The 13,319-nt window shown below is 31.7% G+C and carries 16 protein-coding genes; 10 read left to right on the top strand and 6 right to left on the bottom strand.

Features of this window, described 5'->3' with window-relative positions; all coding sequences use genetic code 11:
* The coding region (locus tag ACIQ2I_RS02370; protein WP_396180836.1) for an ATP-binding cassette domain-containing protein at positions 1-359 on the bottom strand (359 nt) is incomplete at its 3' end.
* A gap of 117 nt (positions 360-476) precedes the next feature.
* Between ACIQ2I_RS02370 and ACIQ2I_RS02365 the strand changes: the two genes are divergently transcribed.
* The 9 genes from ACIQ2I_RS02365 to ACIQ2I_RS02325 all read left to right on the top strand — a co-directional run bounded on the left by ACIQ2I_RS02365 (position 477) and on the right by ACIQ2I_RS02325 (position 7,635).
* The gene (locus tag ACIQ2I_RS02365) at positions 477-1,154 is read left to right on the top strand and encodes a TetR/AcrR family transcriptional regulator (RefSeq protein WP_396180835.1); all 678 of its coding nucleotides are present in this window, start codon (positions 477-479) and stop codon (positions 1,152-1,154) included.
* Between the two features lie 15 nt (positions 1,155-1,169).
* Positions 1,170-2,477 (top strand): ABC1 kinase family protein, encoded by a 1,308-nt coding sequence (locus ACIQ2I_RS02360; RefSeq protein WP_396180834.1) that lies wholly within the window; start codon positions 1,170-1,172, stop codon positions 2,475-2,477.
* An 8-nt stretch (positions 2,478-2,485) separates the two neighbouring features.
* On the top strand, positions 2,486-3,169 hold the full coding sequence (locus ACIQ2I_RS02355; RefSeq protein WP_396180833.1) for an SDR family NAD(P)-dependent oxidoreductase: 684 nt from the start codon (positions 2,486-2,488) through the stop codon (positions 3,167-3,169).
* A gap of 119 nt (positions 3,170-3,288) precedes the next feature.
* Entirely contained in the window at positions 3,289-4,374 is a 1,086-nt protein-coding gene (locus tag ACIQ2I_RS02350) for a chorismate mutase (protein ID WP_396180832.1), read from the top strand.
* 67 nt (positions 4,375-4,441) lie between these two features.
* Positions 4,442-5,419 (top strand): ribosome small subunit-dependent GTPase A, encoded by a 978-nt coding sequence (gene rsgA, locus ACIQ2I_RS02345; RefSeq protein WP_396180831.1) that lies wholly within the window; start codon positions 4,442-4,444, stop codon positions 5,417-5,419.
* Positions 5,420-5,438: 19 nt separating this feature from the next.
* A complete protein-coding gene (gene dtd / locus ACIQ2I_RS02340) occupies positions 5,439-5,891 on the top strand; it encodes a D-aminoacyl-tRNA deacylase (protein WP_396180830.1) in 453 nt (150 codons plus the stop codon).
* A 1-nt stretch (position 5,892) separates the two neighbouring features.
* On the top strand, positions 5,893-6,078 hold the full coding sequence (locus tag ACIQ2I_RS02335) for a hypothetical protein (protein WP_396180829.1): 186 nt from the start codon (positions 5,893-5,895) through the stop codon (positions 6,076-6,078).
* Between the two features lies 1 nt (position 6,079).
* Positions 6,080-6,406, top strand: coding sequence for a nucleotide pyrophosphohydrolase (locus ACIQ2I_RS02330; RefSeq protein ID WP_396180828.1), 327 nt, complete (start codon positions 6,080-6,082; stop codon positions 6,404-6,406).
* 2 nt (positions 6,407-6,408) lie between these two features.
* A complete protein-coding gene (locus ACIQ2I_RS02325) occupies positions 6,409-7,635 on the top strand; it encodes a 3-phosphoshikimate 1-carboxyvinyltransferase (protein ID WP_396180827.1) in 1,227 nt (408 codons plus the stop codon).
* A gap of 31 nt (positions 7,636-7,666) precedes the next feature.
* Here the strand turns inward: ACIQ2I_RS02325 and ACIQ2I_RS02320 are convergent, their stop codons facing one another.
* The 4 genes from ACIQ2I_RS02320 to ACIQ2I_RS02305 form a co-directional block, all read right to left on the bottom strand.
* Entirely contained in the window at positions 7,667-8,434 is a 768-nt protein-coding gene (locus ACIQ2I_RS02320) for an ABC transporter ATP-binding protein (RefSeq protein ID WP_396180826.1), read from the bottom strand.
* On the bottom strand, positions 8,434-9,180 hold the full coding sequence (locus tag ACIQ2I_RS02315) for an MlaE family ABC transporter permease (protein ID WP_396180825.1): 747 nt from the start codon (positions 9,178-9,180) through the stop codon (positions 8,434-8,436). The genes ACIQ2I_RS02320 and ACIQ2I_RS02315 overlap by 1 nt, the downstream gene beginning before the upstream one ends.
* Before the next feature lie 67 nt (positions 9,181-9,247).
* A complete protein-coding gene (locus ACIQ2I_RS02310; RefSeq protein ID WP_396180824.1) occupies positions 9,248-10,096 on the bottom strand; it encodes a glycosyltransferase in 849 nt (282 codons plus the stop codon).
* Positions 10,097-10,166: 70 nt separating this feature from the next.
* Entirely contained in the window at positions 10,167-10,697 is a 531-nt protein-coding gene (locus ACIQ2I_RS02305; protein WP_396180823.1) for a methyltransferase, read from the bottom strand.
* 88 nt (positions 10,698-10,785) lie between these two features.
* On the opposite strand from ACIQ2I_RS02305, the gene ACIQ2I_RS02300 reads away from it, so the two are divergent.
* A complete protein-coding gene (locus ACIQ2I_RS02300; RefSeq protein WP_396180822.1) occupies positions 10,786-12,057 on the top strand; it encodes an amidohydrolase family protein in 1,272 nt (423 codons plus the stop codon).
* Here ACIQ2I_RS02300 and ACIQ2I_RS02295 read toward each other — a convergent pair whose 3' ends face one another.
* On the bottom strand, positions 12,058-13,116 hold the full coding sequence (locus ACIQ2I_RS02295; protein ID WP_396180821.1) for a 3-oxoacyl-ACP synthase III family protein: 1,059 nt from the start codon (positions 13,114-13,116) through the stop codon (positions 12,058-12,060). It abuts the gene before it with no gap.
* Positions 13,117-13,319 lie beyond the last annotated feature (203 nt).

The raw sequence follows: 13,319 nt of genomic DNA, 5'->3' as shown, positions 1-13,319 counted from the left end.
GTTAAACCCGTCAATTCAATCACTTCTTGGATATGATTTTTGTCTGTTTTGTGCACATCAGCACTAAATTCTAAATATTCACGCACATATAAATCCAAATACAACGGATTGTGTTCTGGTAAATACCCAACAGATTGTTGTACGCTTTTTTGAGCTGAAATCACATCAAAACCATTTACGTTGGCTTCGCCTTCATCAGCTGTTAAATAGGTTGTCAATATTTTCATTAATGTTGATTTTCCGGCTCCATTTGGACCTAAAAAACCAACAATTTCTCCTTTTTTTACAGAAAAACTTACGTTGTCCAACGCTTTTTGTGTTCCGTACGTTTTGGTGATGTTTTTTACTTCTATTGACATATTCTTCTTTTCAACAAAAATAATAAATAAATGCAATACTTTAATAGATAAATTTAAGTTAATATTCTTTTTATTGTTTAATATTTACGTAAATTTGTTCAACAAAATAAGATTATTATGGCTGCACCAAAAAAAAAGTTAGCAATTACCGAAGATGTAATTATTTCTGCATACACAGATTATAGTTTAACGCATGGCAAAAAACCAAATTCGGTTTATGAGTTTGCCAAACAAAATGGCATGACAGAATCTGATTTTTATCAATTTTTCACTTCTTTTGAATCGTTAGAAAAGCAATATTTCGTTGCTATGTTTGACTATTCTTTAACTTTATTAGAAAAAAACGAAGCCTATCAATCGTATGAAAGTGCAGACAAGTTATCTGCCTTTTATTTTACTTTTTTTGAAATGGCAACTGCAAATAGAAGTTTTGTTATTTACTTGTTAGAACAAGATAAAAACCCAATGAAAAACTTGAGTAAAATGAGCAAACTTCGTGAAGTGTATTTGGATTATGCCTTAACCATTTTAGAAAAGCCAATTAAAATTGAACAAGAAACTGTTGTTAAAATCCAAGATAAAGTCTTACAAGAAGCTTCTTGGTTACAATTTCTCTCTATTTTCAATTTTTGGATGAAAGACGAATCTAAAAACTTTGAAAAAACAGATATTTTCATTGAAAAATCAGTTAAAGCTAGTTTCGATTTGGCTTATAATATTCCAACACAAAGCATTATCGATTTTGGAAAATTTTTATGGAAAGAACAAATGAATGGCATGTTTTCCAAATCATAAACACAACAAAAAATAATGAATAAAATAGATAGTATTCCAACGGGAAAGATGCAGCGAGTAACAAAATTAGTTACCACAGGAGTGAAAGTTGGAGGAAATTACTTAAAATATTACGGTGAAAAAGTGGTTAATCCATCTTTAACTAAAGACAAATTACACGAAAGTAATGCCTCAGATATTTATGATGGATTAAAAGAATTAAAGGGAAGTGCTTTAAAAGTGGCACAAATGCTAAGCATGGAAAAAAACTTATTGCCGCAATCTTATGTAGATAAGTTTTCGTTGTCGCAATTTTCTGTTCCGCCTCTTTCAGCGCCTTTGGTTCGAAAAACGTTTAAAACCTATTTTAAACAATATCCAGAAGAATTATTTGATACTTTTTCTCCAGATTCAATAAATGCGGCAAGCATTGGTCAAGTTCATAAAGCTACAAAAAACGGTAAAGATTTAGCTGTTAAAATTCAATATCCAGGCATACGAGAAAGTATCGGTTCTGATATTGCATTAGTGAAGCCAATTGCTGTTAGAATGTTTAATTTACAAGGAACTTCTGATGAATATTTTCAAGAAGTTGAGGAAAAATTAACTGAAGAAACAGATTATAAATTGGAAATTTCGCAATCAATGAAAGTTATTGAAGATTGTGAGAAAATTGATAATTTATTATTTCCAAAATATTACCCTGAATATTCTTCGGACAAAATTATTACAATGGATTGGATGAATGGGATTCATTTATCTGAATTTTGTTCTAGTAACGCGTCTCAAGAGCAGCGCAATAAAGTAGGACAAACTTTGTGGAATTTTTACATGTATCAAATTCATCAATTGAAAAAATTTCATGCTGATCCGCATCCTGGTAATTTTTTAGTAGATGAAAAAGACAACTTAATTGCGATTGATTTTGGATGTATGAAAGAAATCCCCAATGATTTTTATGTGCCTTATTTTGAAGTATCTACAAAAGAATCTTTAAATGACATGGACTATTTTACAAAAAAATTATACGAATTAGAAATTCTTAAAAGCACAGACACACCTAAGGAACTAGATTTTTTTACAAATCTGTTTCATGATTTGCTAAGTGTTTTTACTCAGCCAATTCAAGCGGTAGTTTTTGATTTTGCACAACCTGAATTTCAAACTCAAATTGCGGTATTAAGTGGAAAATTTTCTAGCGACAAAACATTACGAAAAATGAATGGCAACAGAGGATCTAAACATTTCATTTACGTAAACCGAACTTTTTTTGGTTTATACAGTCTAATGTCGGACATTAAAGCAAAAGTAATAGTCAACGATTTTGAAAAATATTTAAATTAAAATTGCTTATGAAAAACTATTTAATAATTGGCGGAAGCAAAGGCGTAGGAGAACAAATTGTAAAAGAATTATCCGATAAAGGTAATTTTTGTCATGTTATTTCTCGTTCAGAACCTACTTATTCTTTTAATGGAAATTGGTACCAATTGGATGCCTTAACGGACGTTTTACCAACTATCGAAGCCATTGATGGTTTGGTATATTGTTTAGGAAGCATCAATTTGAAACCATTTAATCGTTTGAGTTTAGAAGATTTTAATTCGGATTTAAATGTGAACTTTTTTGGTGCTTTAAAAGCATTTCAACACTATTTGCCAATTTTAAAAAAATCAGAACAGGCAAGCGTTGTTATGTTTAGTACGGTTGCGGTGCAGTCAGGAATGCCATATCACGCAAGTATTGCTGCAGCAAAAGGAGCTGTTGAAGGTTTAGTAAAAAGTTTGGCTGCTGAATTTGCTCCTAAAATTAGAGTGAATGCTATTGCGCCTTCTTTAATTGATTCGCCATTGGCTGCAGGAATTTTACGTTCAGATCAAATAAGAGAAAATATGATTGCGAAACATCCTTTAAAGCGAATTTTAAATCCTGTTGATGTTTCTCAAACCGCTTGTTTTTTATTAACAGAAGCATCGAATGGAATTACTGGACAAATTATAGTTCAAGATAATGGATTGGTAAGTTTAAGTTATTAAATATTTTATATATTTGTAATAGCTTAAAAATCGCCGATAATTAGTATAACTTTTCAGTTATATTAAAAGTATATAAATTAATAAATCCCGATTTTTTCGGGATTTTTTATACAAATAAAATGGAAATCACAAAAGAACACCAACAATGGTTGGTAGATTTAAAATTAAATCATCCCCTAGTTATAGCTGGGCCATGCAGTGCTGAAACCGAAGAGCAAGTCTTAAAAATTGCTCATGAATTAAAAAATTCTGATGTTTCTATTTTTCGTGCTGGAATTTGGAAACCAAGAACGCGACCTGGAGGATTTGAAGGTGTGGGTGAAATTGGTCTCAAATGGCTACAGAAAGCAAAAGCTGAAACAGGTTTGTTGATGGCCATAGAAGTTGCCAATGTCAATCATGTAAAATTGGCCTTACAATATGATATTGATGTTCTTTGGATTGGTGCGCGAACTACTGTAAATCCCTTTACGGTACAAGAAATTGCAGATGCTTTACAAAATACCAATAAAATTGTGTTGATCAAAAACCCAGTGAATCCAGATTTGTCTTTGTGGATTGGTGGACTAGAACGCTTATATCAAGCTGGGATTAAAAATTTAGGAGTGATTCATAGAGGATTTTCAACTTATGAAAAAACCAAATTTAGAAACAATCCAGAATGGCAAATAGCGATTGATATGCAAAATAGATTTCCCAATTTACCATTAATTTGCGATCCTTCGCATATTACAGGTAAACGAGATATGATTCAGGAAGTGTCGCAACAGGCTTTAGATTTAAATTATGATGGGTTAATGATTGAAACCCATTTTGATCCAGATAATGCTTGGAGCGATGCGGCACAGCAAGTTACACCAGCGGTATTGAAACAAATTTTCATTGATTTGAAAATGAGAAAAGAAACTGATGAAAATGCAGAATGGAATAAAGAAATGGCTTTACAACGCGCTTACATTGATGAATTAGACACAAAATTGATTGAAATTTTAGGAAAAAGAATGAATTTAGCCGAGAAAATCGGACAACTTAAAAAAGAGAAAAACGTTGCCATTTTACAAAATAAACGTTGGAACGAAATTTTAGGTAGAATGATTTTAGATGGTGAAAATAAAGGATTAAATGAGGATTTTATTTTGAGAATTTACAAGGCCATTCATCAAGAAAGTATTGCACATCAGGAAAAAATAATAAATAAGATTTAAATAAATTATCAATTATAGATTTTAAATAATAAAGAGTAAATTTGTCATTCATCGTTTACAAATTAACATGACAGGAATCGTTTATAAATCTACCGGAAGTTGGTATTACGTAAAATCCGAAGATAACCAATTTTATAATTGTCGTATCAAAGGTAAATTCCGTATGAAAGGCATTAAAAGCACGAATCCAATTGCAGTAGGCGATGTGGTAGATTTTGATTTAGACGAAACGGTAGATGAAGTAAACGGAATTATAACGCACATTCACGATAGAAAAAATTATATAGTTCGTAAATCAGTAAATTTATCAAAGCAAACACATATTATTGCGTCTAATATTGATATTGGTTTTCTAATTGTAACGATCAATAATCCAATTACTACAACCAGTTTTATTGATAGATTTTTAGTTACTGCAAAAGCCTATGGCATTGAAGCTATTTTAATTTTCAATAAAATTGACACCTTTGACGAAGCTACTTTAAACGAACAATTGTATTTACAACACATTTACACCAAAATTGGGTACACTTGTTTGCGAGTTTCTGCAACCGATAACAAAGGCGTAGCTGAATTAATGGATATCATGAAAGGAAAAGTGTCTATGTTTTCTGGACATTCTGGAGTGGGCAAATCAACTTTAGTGAATGCCATTGAGCCTACATTAAAGTTAAAAACTAAAGAAATATCTAATTCCCACGCGCAAGGGCAACATACAACAACTTTTGCTGAAATGTTTGATTTGTCAAACAATATCAGAATTATTGACACACCTGGAATTAGAGGTTTTGGAATGGTAGATATGGAAAAACAAGAGGTTTCGGATTACTTCCCAGAACTTTTTGCTTTAAAAGAAGCGTGTAAATTCAACAATTGCTTACATAAAGAAGAGCCAAATTGTGCTGTAAAAAAAGCACTCGATGAAGATAAAATTACTTGGAGCAGGTATCAAAGTTATTTGAAAATTTTAGAAGGCGACGAAGAACAATACCGAAATGACATTTACGGAGAAGACCGAATTGCCAGCGATGAAACGAGAAAATAATTTATAATTCACAATTATAATGAAAGTAGTTATTCAAAGAGTTTCCGAAGCTTCCGTTACTATTGATTCACAAAAAGTGGCTCAAATACATCAAGGACTTTTAATTTTAGTTGGTATTGAAGAAGCTGATACTATGGAAGATAGTAATTGGTTGGTTTCTAAAATTGTGTATCTTCGTATTTTTGGAGATGCAAATAATGTAATGAATCTTTCTGTAAAAGATTGTGATGGTGATATACTTGTAGTAAGTCAATTTACCCTTCATGCATTAACCAAAAAAGGAAACAGACCGAGCTATATTAAAGCCGCGAAACCTGAAATTGCAATTCCGATGTATGAAAAATTTGTAGAACTTTTAGAATTGGAATTAGGCAAAAAAATCCAAACAGGACAATTTGGAGCAGATATGAAAGTAGCATTAGTGAATGACGGACCAGTGACTATAATTATTGATAGTAAAAATAAAGAGTAGTATGAAAAATTTCCATCTAAAAAGATTCATCATCGAGATGCTAATTTACGCTGTAATTTTTGGTGTAATCATGTATTTTGCAGAATATAAAGACGTTCAAAAAGCTATAACAGCTGGTTTGTTTTATGGTTTTTCTATGTCGATTTTTAATTCATTTATCCTACCAAAATTACAAAAAAAGAAATAAGATGAACTTACAAAACGCACAATTAGAAGTTGATAATTGGATAAAAAACCATGGTGTTCGCTATTTTAACGAATTAACTAATATGGCTCAGCTTACCGAAGAAGTAGGTGAAGTAGCTCGAATTATTGCCCGTAGATACGGAGAACAATCCGAGAAAGAATCGGATAAAAATAAAGATTTAGGGGAAGAATTAGCAGACGTAGTGTTTGTAGTTTTATGTTTAGCGAATCAAACCGGAATCAATTTGCAAGAGGCTTTTGATAAAAAAATCTATTTAAAAACCAACCGCGACCACGAACGCCATCAGAATAATGAAAAATTAAAGTAATTGTGAATCTCAAAATTCAAAATTCAAAATTCAAAATTCAAAATTCAATTTTGAAAATAACGGGTTCCAAATCGGAAACCAACAGATTATTAATTCTACAAGCTTTATACCCAAATTTAACTTTAGAAAACACATCTAATTCCGATGATTCGGAAGTAATGATAAAAGCTTTACATTCACAATTAATTGACGTTCATCACGCTGGAACAGCGATGCGATTTTTAACCGCCCATTATGCTGTTCAAGACGGAATTGAAGTCCAAATTACAGGTTCTTCAAGAATGAAAGAACGTCCAATTAAAATTTTAGTTGATGCATTAAATGAACTAGGAGCTGAAATTTCGTACATAGAAAATGAAGGTTTTCCACCATTAAAAATCAAAGGGAAAAAGCTTACAAAAAGCAAAGTTTCACTTTCAGCAAAGGTGAGTAGTCAATATATTTCGGCATTATTGTTAATCGCGCCAAAACTAGAAAACGGATTAGAAATCACTTTGGAAGGAGAAATTACATCGGTCTCTTATATAAAAATGACATTGGCTTTATTAAATGAAATGGGAATTACGACTTCATTTATTGAAAATAAAATTACAGTAAAACCACAATTCGCAATTCAAAATTCACAATTTACCATTGAATCCGATTGGTCTTCAGCATCTTATTGGTATTCAATTATTGCCCTATCTGAAATTGGTACTCAAATTACGTTATCAAGTTTTAAAGAAACTAGTTTACAAGGGGATGCAGTTTTAGTAGAAATATATAAAAATTTTGGTGTGGAAACCATTTTCAATGACAATAATTCAATAACAATTTCAAAAGTCAATACTAAATTTCAAAAATCATTCAATTTCAATCTTCAATCGTCACCCGATATTGCACAAACAGTTGTGGTAACTTGTTTTGGATTAGGAATCAGTTGTAATTTAACGGGTTTACAAACGCTTAAAATTAAAGAAACAGACCGACTTGAAGCTTTAAAAATAGAATTAACTAAATTGGGTGCTGTAATTTCTGTTACCAATAATTCACTAACTCTTAAAAAATCAGAAAATATAAAACACAACGTAAATATTGCTACCTATCAAGATCATAGAATGGCAATGGCTTTTGCTCCTTTAGGTTTAAAAGTACCAATAATTATAGAAAATGCTGAGGTGGTTTCAAAATCGTATCCTTCTTTTTGGGATGATTTAGCTGCGTTTAATTTTTCAGTTGTAAATGAATAATTGACGAATTGAAAATTGACAAATTGGCTAATTAGATATCATCTTCCAAATACATTTTTCGGACACGTTTAAATAATTCACTGGAATATACAAAGTCGGTAACGGCGGCATTATCGGTTTTAAAAATTTCTTTATTTGTGCCTTCCCATTCTAATATTCCGTTTTTTAGGAACACAATTTTTTCTCCAATTTCCATTACAGAATTCATATCGTGCGTGTTTATCACTGTTGTAATGTTATATTCCTTAGTAATTTCTTGAATTAAATTATCAATCACAATAGCTGTTTTTGGGTCTAAACCCGAATTTGGTTCGTCGCAAAATAAATATTTAGGATTGTTTACAATAGCTCTTGCAATGGCAACACGTTTTTGCATTCCACCTGATATTTCAGAAGGTTTTTTATGGTTGGCATTAACTAAATTTACTCTATCTATAACAAAATTCACCCGTTCTTTAATTTCCAATGGTGTTTTATTGGTGAACATTTTTAACGGGAAACCAATATTTTCTTCTACGGTCATGCTGTCAAACAAAGCGCCTCCTTGAAAAACCATTCCAATTTCTTTGCGAAGATCTCGCTTTTCATCTTTGTTTAATTCTTTATAAATTCGATTATCGAATGAGATATCACCACTATCAATTTCATGAACTCCTAATAATGATTTTATAAAAACCGTTTTTCCAGAACCACTTTGACCAATAATTAAACTGGTTTTACCAGCTTCAAAACAAGTGCTAATTCCTTTTAGAATCATCTGGTCGCCAAAACTTTTTTGAATGTTATGTACTTCAATCATTAGCTTAATAGTAATTGAGTTAAAATATAGTTCATTAAAATAATTACAACCGAGGTCCAAACAAATGACACGGTGCTGGCTTTACCAACTTCTAAGGCACCACCTTTCATATAAAAGCCATGGAAGGAAGGAATTGTAGCTAATAAAAAGGCAAATACTAAGGTTTTTATAAACGCATAGGCAATATGAAAAGGAATAAATTCTTGTTGAATTCCTGTAATAAATTCTGAACTTGTGGTGAAATCGCCATAAACACCAGCAATATACCCACCAAAAATACCTAAAAACATGGCAATTCCTATGATGAAAGGATACAATAATGCGGCAATCATTTTAGGGAAAACCAAATAATTTAGGGCATTTACACCCATTACTTCTAAAGCTTCTATTTGTTCCGTAACGCGCATAGAACCGATACTTGAGGTAATAAAAGACCCCATTTTACCAGCCATAATTATGGAAATAAAAGTAGGTGCAAATTCTAAAACGATTGATTGTCGTGTAGCAAAACCAATTAAGTATTTTGGAATCAGCGGATTGGTTAAGTTCAATGCCGTTTGAATAGCCACAACACCACCCACAAAAAACGAAATAAAACATACAATTCCCAAAGAATCAATAATTAAATCGTCAATTTCTTTTAGGATAAGTTGTTTCATCACAGGCCATTTCACTGGACGATTGAACACCTCTTTCAGCATGATGAAATAACGACCAATTTGCGATAAATATCTAATGAGCATCATTTGTTAGTGTTCGTTTTATAAGTTATAGTATTCAGTAAAAATACTATTTTTGTTTTGATTTAAAAGTTTAAAACAACTTTTCTTTCATTTTTTTCCAGCGGTAGTTTCTTATCCATTTGGCTTGTTCTGAAGTAACAAATAAAGGTTTTCCTGAAGATTTTGCTTTCAAAAACCCTAAAATGTAATCGATAAATAAAAAAGGTTTTCCTTTTCTTGTAGCTAATTTTATTGATGCAATTGCAGTAATAAAAATTCCGTAACCTAAACTGTAAAAGGCTTCACCTTGCTTATATCTTGCGGCCTTAGTATAACTTGCACCGGTTGGTTTTAAGTGCTTTACGTGTAAACTTTTATCGGTAACGACTTTCCAATTGTAAAATTTACATAATAATTCGTCCACGGTATCCCAACCCATCGCAGGTTTTAATCCGCCAATTTGCTTATACGTTTCTTTTCTATACGCTTTTAAAGCCCCTCTAATATGGTCTTTATCGGTTAAGTTTTCTAAAATCCAATCGCCATTTTTTTCAATATAACAAAAACCACCAACCATTCCAATTGTTGAATCAGATTGAAAATGTTTTATGATAGTTTCAAAATAATTATTTGGAAAAATCAAATCAGCATCCACTTTCACAATAATATCGTATTGGTTATCAATGTGCTTTTCACCTTCTTGAAACGCTTGAATTACTTTGCTTCCAGGAAGATGAATGGCATCAGATTTTTTATTTACTAAAGTAATAAACGGATATTTTTCAGAAAATTGAGTTACTATTTCAGCGGTACTATCTGTAGAATTATCATTTACTACAATAATTTTCGATGGCAAAACGGTTTGTGTTACCAAAGATTGTAACGTTAAAGCCATAAATGCTTCTTCGTTGTATGCAGGAATGATAATGTAGTATTTCATATTGAAAAATTCCAATTTTTAAAAATTCTAAATTACAACTTAAATTGTAGAGTAATTTGGAATTTGGGATTTATATTTTGGGATTTCTTTCTGCATAAACCAGATAATATCTTGGCGTAAACCATCTTAAAAAGGGGCGAAATCCAATTTTTTTTACGGGATGCGTAAATTTGATGCTATCAATAATATTGAAACCCGTTTTTTCTAATAACCAATCTAATTGCCAATCTTCAAATTCGTGGTAATGTCTGTCCCATTTGTCTGTTTTGCTTCGGTAGGCCGATGAAAACCACAAGCGTAAGGGAATAGAAATTAAAATTTTATCACATTTTACATTTTCTAAAATGGTGTACGGATTTAATAAGTGTTCAAAAATTTCAAATCCTGTAAATACATCGTAGTTTTCTTCACGTAAGGCAGTTTGATTGGCATCTAAATCTTCTCCTTTTGTATTGATAACGGTATACTCGTTTTCTACCATAATTTTTGAAAAGGGATTGGCAACACCTAAATCAAAAATAGTTTCAGACGTTGAAATATGTTTTTTTAAAAATGCTAAAGTAATATTGAATCGTTTACTTGGATAGGTTTTTTCGTACATTCTTAATTTGAATTTATTTGTGCAAATATAATTAAATAGTTGTATTTTTGATTTATATACAGGTAACAATCTATACAATCTAATCATTATGAAATATATCTTTTTCTCATTATTTGTAAGTTTTTTGTCTTTTTCTCAAAACAAGACAGTAATTAAGTGTGGAAAATTAGCGGATGTAAAAACAGGAAAAATGTTAGAAAATCAGACGATAATTATTTTAAATAATACGATTGAAAAAATATTTTCAGGCGATTATATACTCCATACTACTGATGTTTTTTACGATTTATCGAAGTTTACTGTAATGCCGGGCTTAATTGATATGCATGTACATGTAGAGCATCAAACTAGCGCCAAGCAATATTTAGAAGAATTTACATTAAACGAAGCAGATGTGGCATTTAGAGCCGTTGGTTATGTTAAAACAACCTTAAATAGTGGTTTTACTTCAGTTAGAGATTTAGGTGGAACAGGTGTAAATATATCTTTAAGAAACGCTATAGATATCGGTTTAATTGAAGGACCACGTATTTTTACAGCTGGAAAATCAATTGCATCAACTGGCGGACATGCCGATCCAACAAATGGTTACAGAAAAGATTTAATGGGAAATCCTGGACCAAATGATGGCGTGGCTAACGGAGTAGATGAATGCGTAAAAGCTGTAAGACAGAGGTATAAAGACGGTTCTGATTGTATCAAAATTACAGCTTCTGGTGGGGTTTTAAGTGTGGCAAAAAGCGGTGAAAATTCGCAATTTACTATTGAAGAAATTCAAACTATAGTTGCAACAGCTAAAGATTATGGTTTTAAAGTTGCGGCACATTGTCATGGTGAAGAAGCTATGAAAAGAGCAGTTTTAGGCGGTGTGCATTCTATTGAACACGGAACTTACATGAGTGAAGAAGTTATGCAGTTGATGAAAGAACGCGGAACCTATTTGGTGCCAACAATTACAGCTGGAAAGGCAGTTGGCGCGTTTGCTAAGAAACCCAATTATTATCCAGATATAGTGGTGCCAAAAGCATTAGCTATTGGTCCGAAAATACAAGGGACATTTGCCAAAGCATACAAATTTGGCGTTAAAATTGCTTTTGGAACAGATGCTGGCGTATTCGAACACGGCGAAAATTGGAAAGAATTTGTTTACATGAAAGAAGTAGGTATGCCATTTATGGAGATTTTGAAAACTGCAACAATGAATGCTGCAGACCTGTTAGGGCAATCTGATAAATTAGGAAATTTAGAAGCTGGAAAATTTGCTGATATTATTGCTGTTGAAGGTAATCCAGAAAAAGACATTACCTTAATGGGTAAAGTAGTTTTTGTTATGAAAGATGGCAAAGTGTATAAGAAGTAATTATACTTGATACACTATAGCATTTACATTCATTCCTGCTCCAACCGATGCAAATAATATAATATCTCCTTTATGTATTTCCTGATTTTTAATTTCTCCTTTAAGCAAAGCATCATATAAAGTAGGAACGGTTGCCACACTTGAATTTCCTAATCTATGAATGGTCATTGGCATAATACCTTCTGGTGCAGTTTGATTGTAAAGTTTGTAAAACCTTTGAATAATGGCTTCATCCATTTTTTCATTAGCTTGATGTATCAGAATTTTTTTAATTTGATCAATTTTAATACCACTTGCATCTAAACATTCGGCCATGGCTTTTGGAACGTTGCTTAAGGCAAATTCATAAATTTTACGACCGTGCATTTTTATGTATCTTACATTTGGATCGTGTGCTTTGTTAAAGGAATTTCCAAAAAACAAATAATTGGCTTCGTCATAAGTAAAAGAGGCCGATTCATGGGCTAAAACACCTCCGTTTTCATTACTAGCTTCTAGTATTGTAGCACCTGCACCGTCTGAATAAATCATGGAATCTCTATCGTGCGGATCTACTACTCTTGATAACGTTTCAGCGCCTATGACAAGGCATTTTTTTGCCATTCCGGCTTTAATAAATGCCGTGGCTTGAATCATGCCTTCCACCCAACCAGGACATCCAAAAAGTACATCATAAGCCACACATTTAGGGTTTTTAACACCTAAATTATGTTTTGTTTTTGAGGCCAAACTAGGTAACATATCTCCTTGAATGGCGCCTTTTTTTACATCTCCAAAATTGTGAGCAAATATGATATAATCTAAAGTTTCTTGATCAATATTGGCATTGTCTATAGCTCTTTTAGCTGCTATTGTTGCTAAATCGGAAGTTGTTAATTCATCTGATGCATATCTTCTTTCCTGAATTCCAGTAATTCCATGAAATTTTTCTGTTATTACATCGTTGGTCAAAGGAAAAGAAGTTCCGTCTTCATTTAAAAAAACATGAGAAGAAAAATCTTTGTTTGAAATTACTTTAGTAGGAATATAACTCCCAGTGCCTGTTATTTTTATAGTCATAATTTTAAGATTTGCTTTTTAGTTTCAAAATGTTAGTAGCGCATTCCACTCGCCTTATTTTTAAACTCTGAAACTAATTTTACACTAAAATACTAAATTGAAATTTAAAAAGGGCTGAACAAATTGCAAATTAAGTAATTATTATGATTTTGTTAAAAAATTTCCATTTTATTACCAATTTCAAAATTTATTGGAATTTATTT

The sequence above is a fragment of the Flavobacterium sp. genome, assembly GCF_044368995.1.
In the GTDB taxonomy this organism is placed as follows: domain Bacteria; phylum Bacteroidota; class Bacteroidia; order Flavobacteriales; family Flavobacteriaceae; genus Flavobacterium.
Note: the sequence above shows the minus strand (reverse complement) of the source record. Positions and strands in the feature narration are given on the sequence as shown.

What these genes read in the sequence shown, in the direction of transcription:
- ACIQ2I_RS02365 (WP_396180835.1), top strand. Translation starts at nt 477, where the DNA reads ATGGCTGCACCAAAAAAAAAGTTAGCAATTACCGAAGATGTAATTATT.
- ACIQ2I_RS02360 (WP_396180834.1), top strand. Translation starts at nt 1,170, where the DNA reads ATGAATAAAATAGATAGTATTCCAACGGGAAAGATGCAGCGAGTAACA.
- ACIQ2I_RS02355 (WP_396180833.1), top strand. Translation starts at nt 2,486, where the DNA reads ATGAAAAACTATTTAATAATTGGCGGAAGCAAAGGCGTAGGAGAACAA.
- ACIQ2I_RS02350 (WP_396180832.1), top strand. Translation starts at nt 3,289, where the DNA reads ATGGAAATCACAAAAGAACACCAACAATGGTTGGTAGATTTAAAATTA.
- rsgA (WP_396180831.1), top strand. Translation starts at nt 4,442, where the DNA reads ATGACAGGAATCGTTTATAAATCTACCGGAAGTTGGTATTACGTAAAA.
- dtd (WP_396180830.1), top strand. Translation starts at nt 5,439, where the DNA reads ATGAAAGTAGTTATTCAAAGAGTTTCCGAAGCTTCCGTTACTATTGAT.
- ACIQ2I_RS02335 (WP_396180829.1), top strand. Translation starts at nt 5,893, where the DNA reads ATGAAAAATTTCCATCTAAAAAGATTCATCATCGAGATGCTAATTTAC.
- ACIQ2I_RS02330 (WP_396180828.1), top strand. Translation starts at nt 6,080, where the DNA reads ATGAACTTACAAAACGCACAATTAGAAGTTGATAATTGGATAAAAAAC.
- ACIQ2I_RS02320 (WP_396180826.1), bottom strand. Translation starts at nt 8,434, where the DNA reads ATGATTGAAGTACATAACATTCAAAAAAGTTTTGGCGACCAGATGATT.
- ACIQ2I_RS02315 (WP_396180825.1), bottom strand. Translation starts at nt 9,180, where the DNA reads ATGATGCTCATTAGATATTTATCGCAAATTGGTCGTTATTTCATCATG.
- ACIQ2I_RS02310 (WP_396180824.1), bottom strand. Translation starts at nt 10,096, where the DNA reads ATGAAATACTACATTATCATTCCTGCATACAACGAAGAAGCATTTATG.
- ACIQ2I_RS02305 (WP_396180823.1), bottom strand. Translation starts at nt 10,697, where the DNA reads ATGTACGAAAAAACCTATCCAAGTAAACGATTCAATATTACTTTAGCA.
- ACIQ2I_RS02300 (WP_396180822.1), top strand. Translation starts at nt 10,786, where the DNA reads ATGAAATATATCTTTTTCTCATTATTTGTAAGTTTTTTGTCTTTTTCT.
- ACIQ2I_RS02295 (WP_396180821.1), bottom strand. Translation starts at nt 13,116, where the DNA reads ATGACTATAAAAATAACAGGCACTGGGAGTTATATTCCTACTAAAGTA.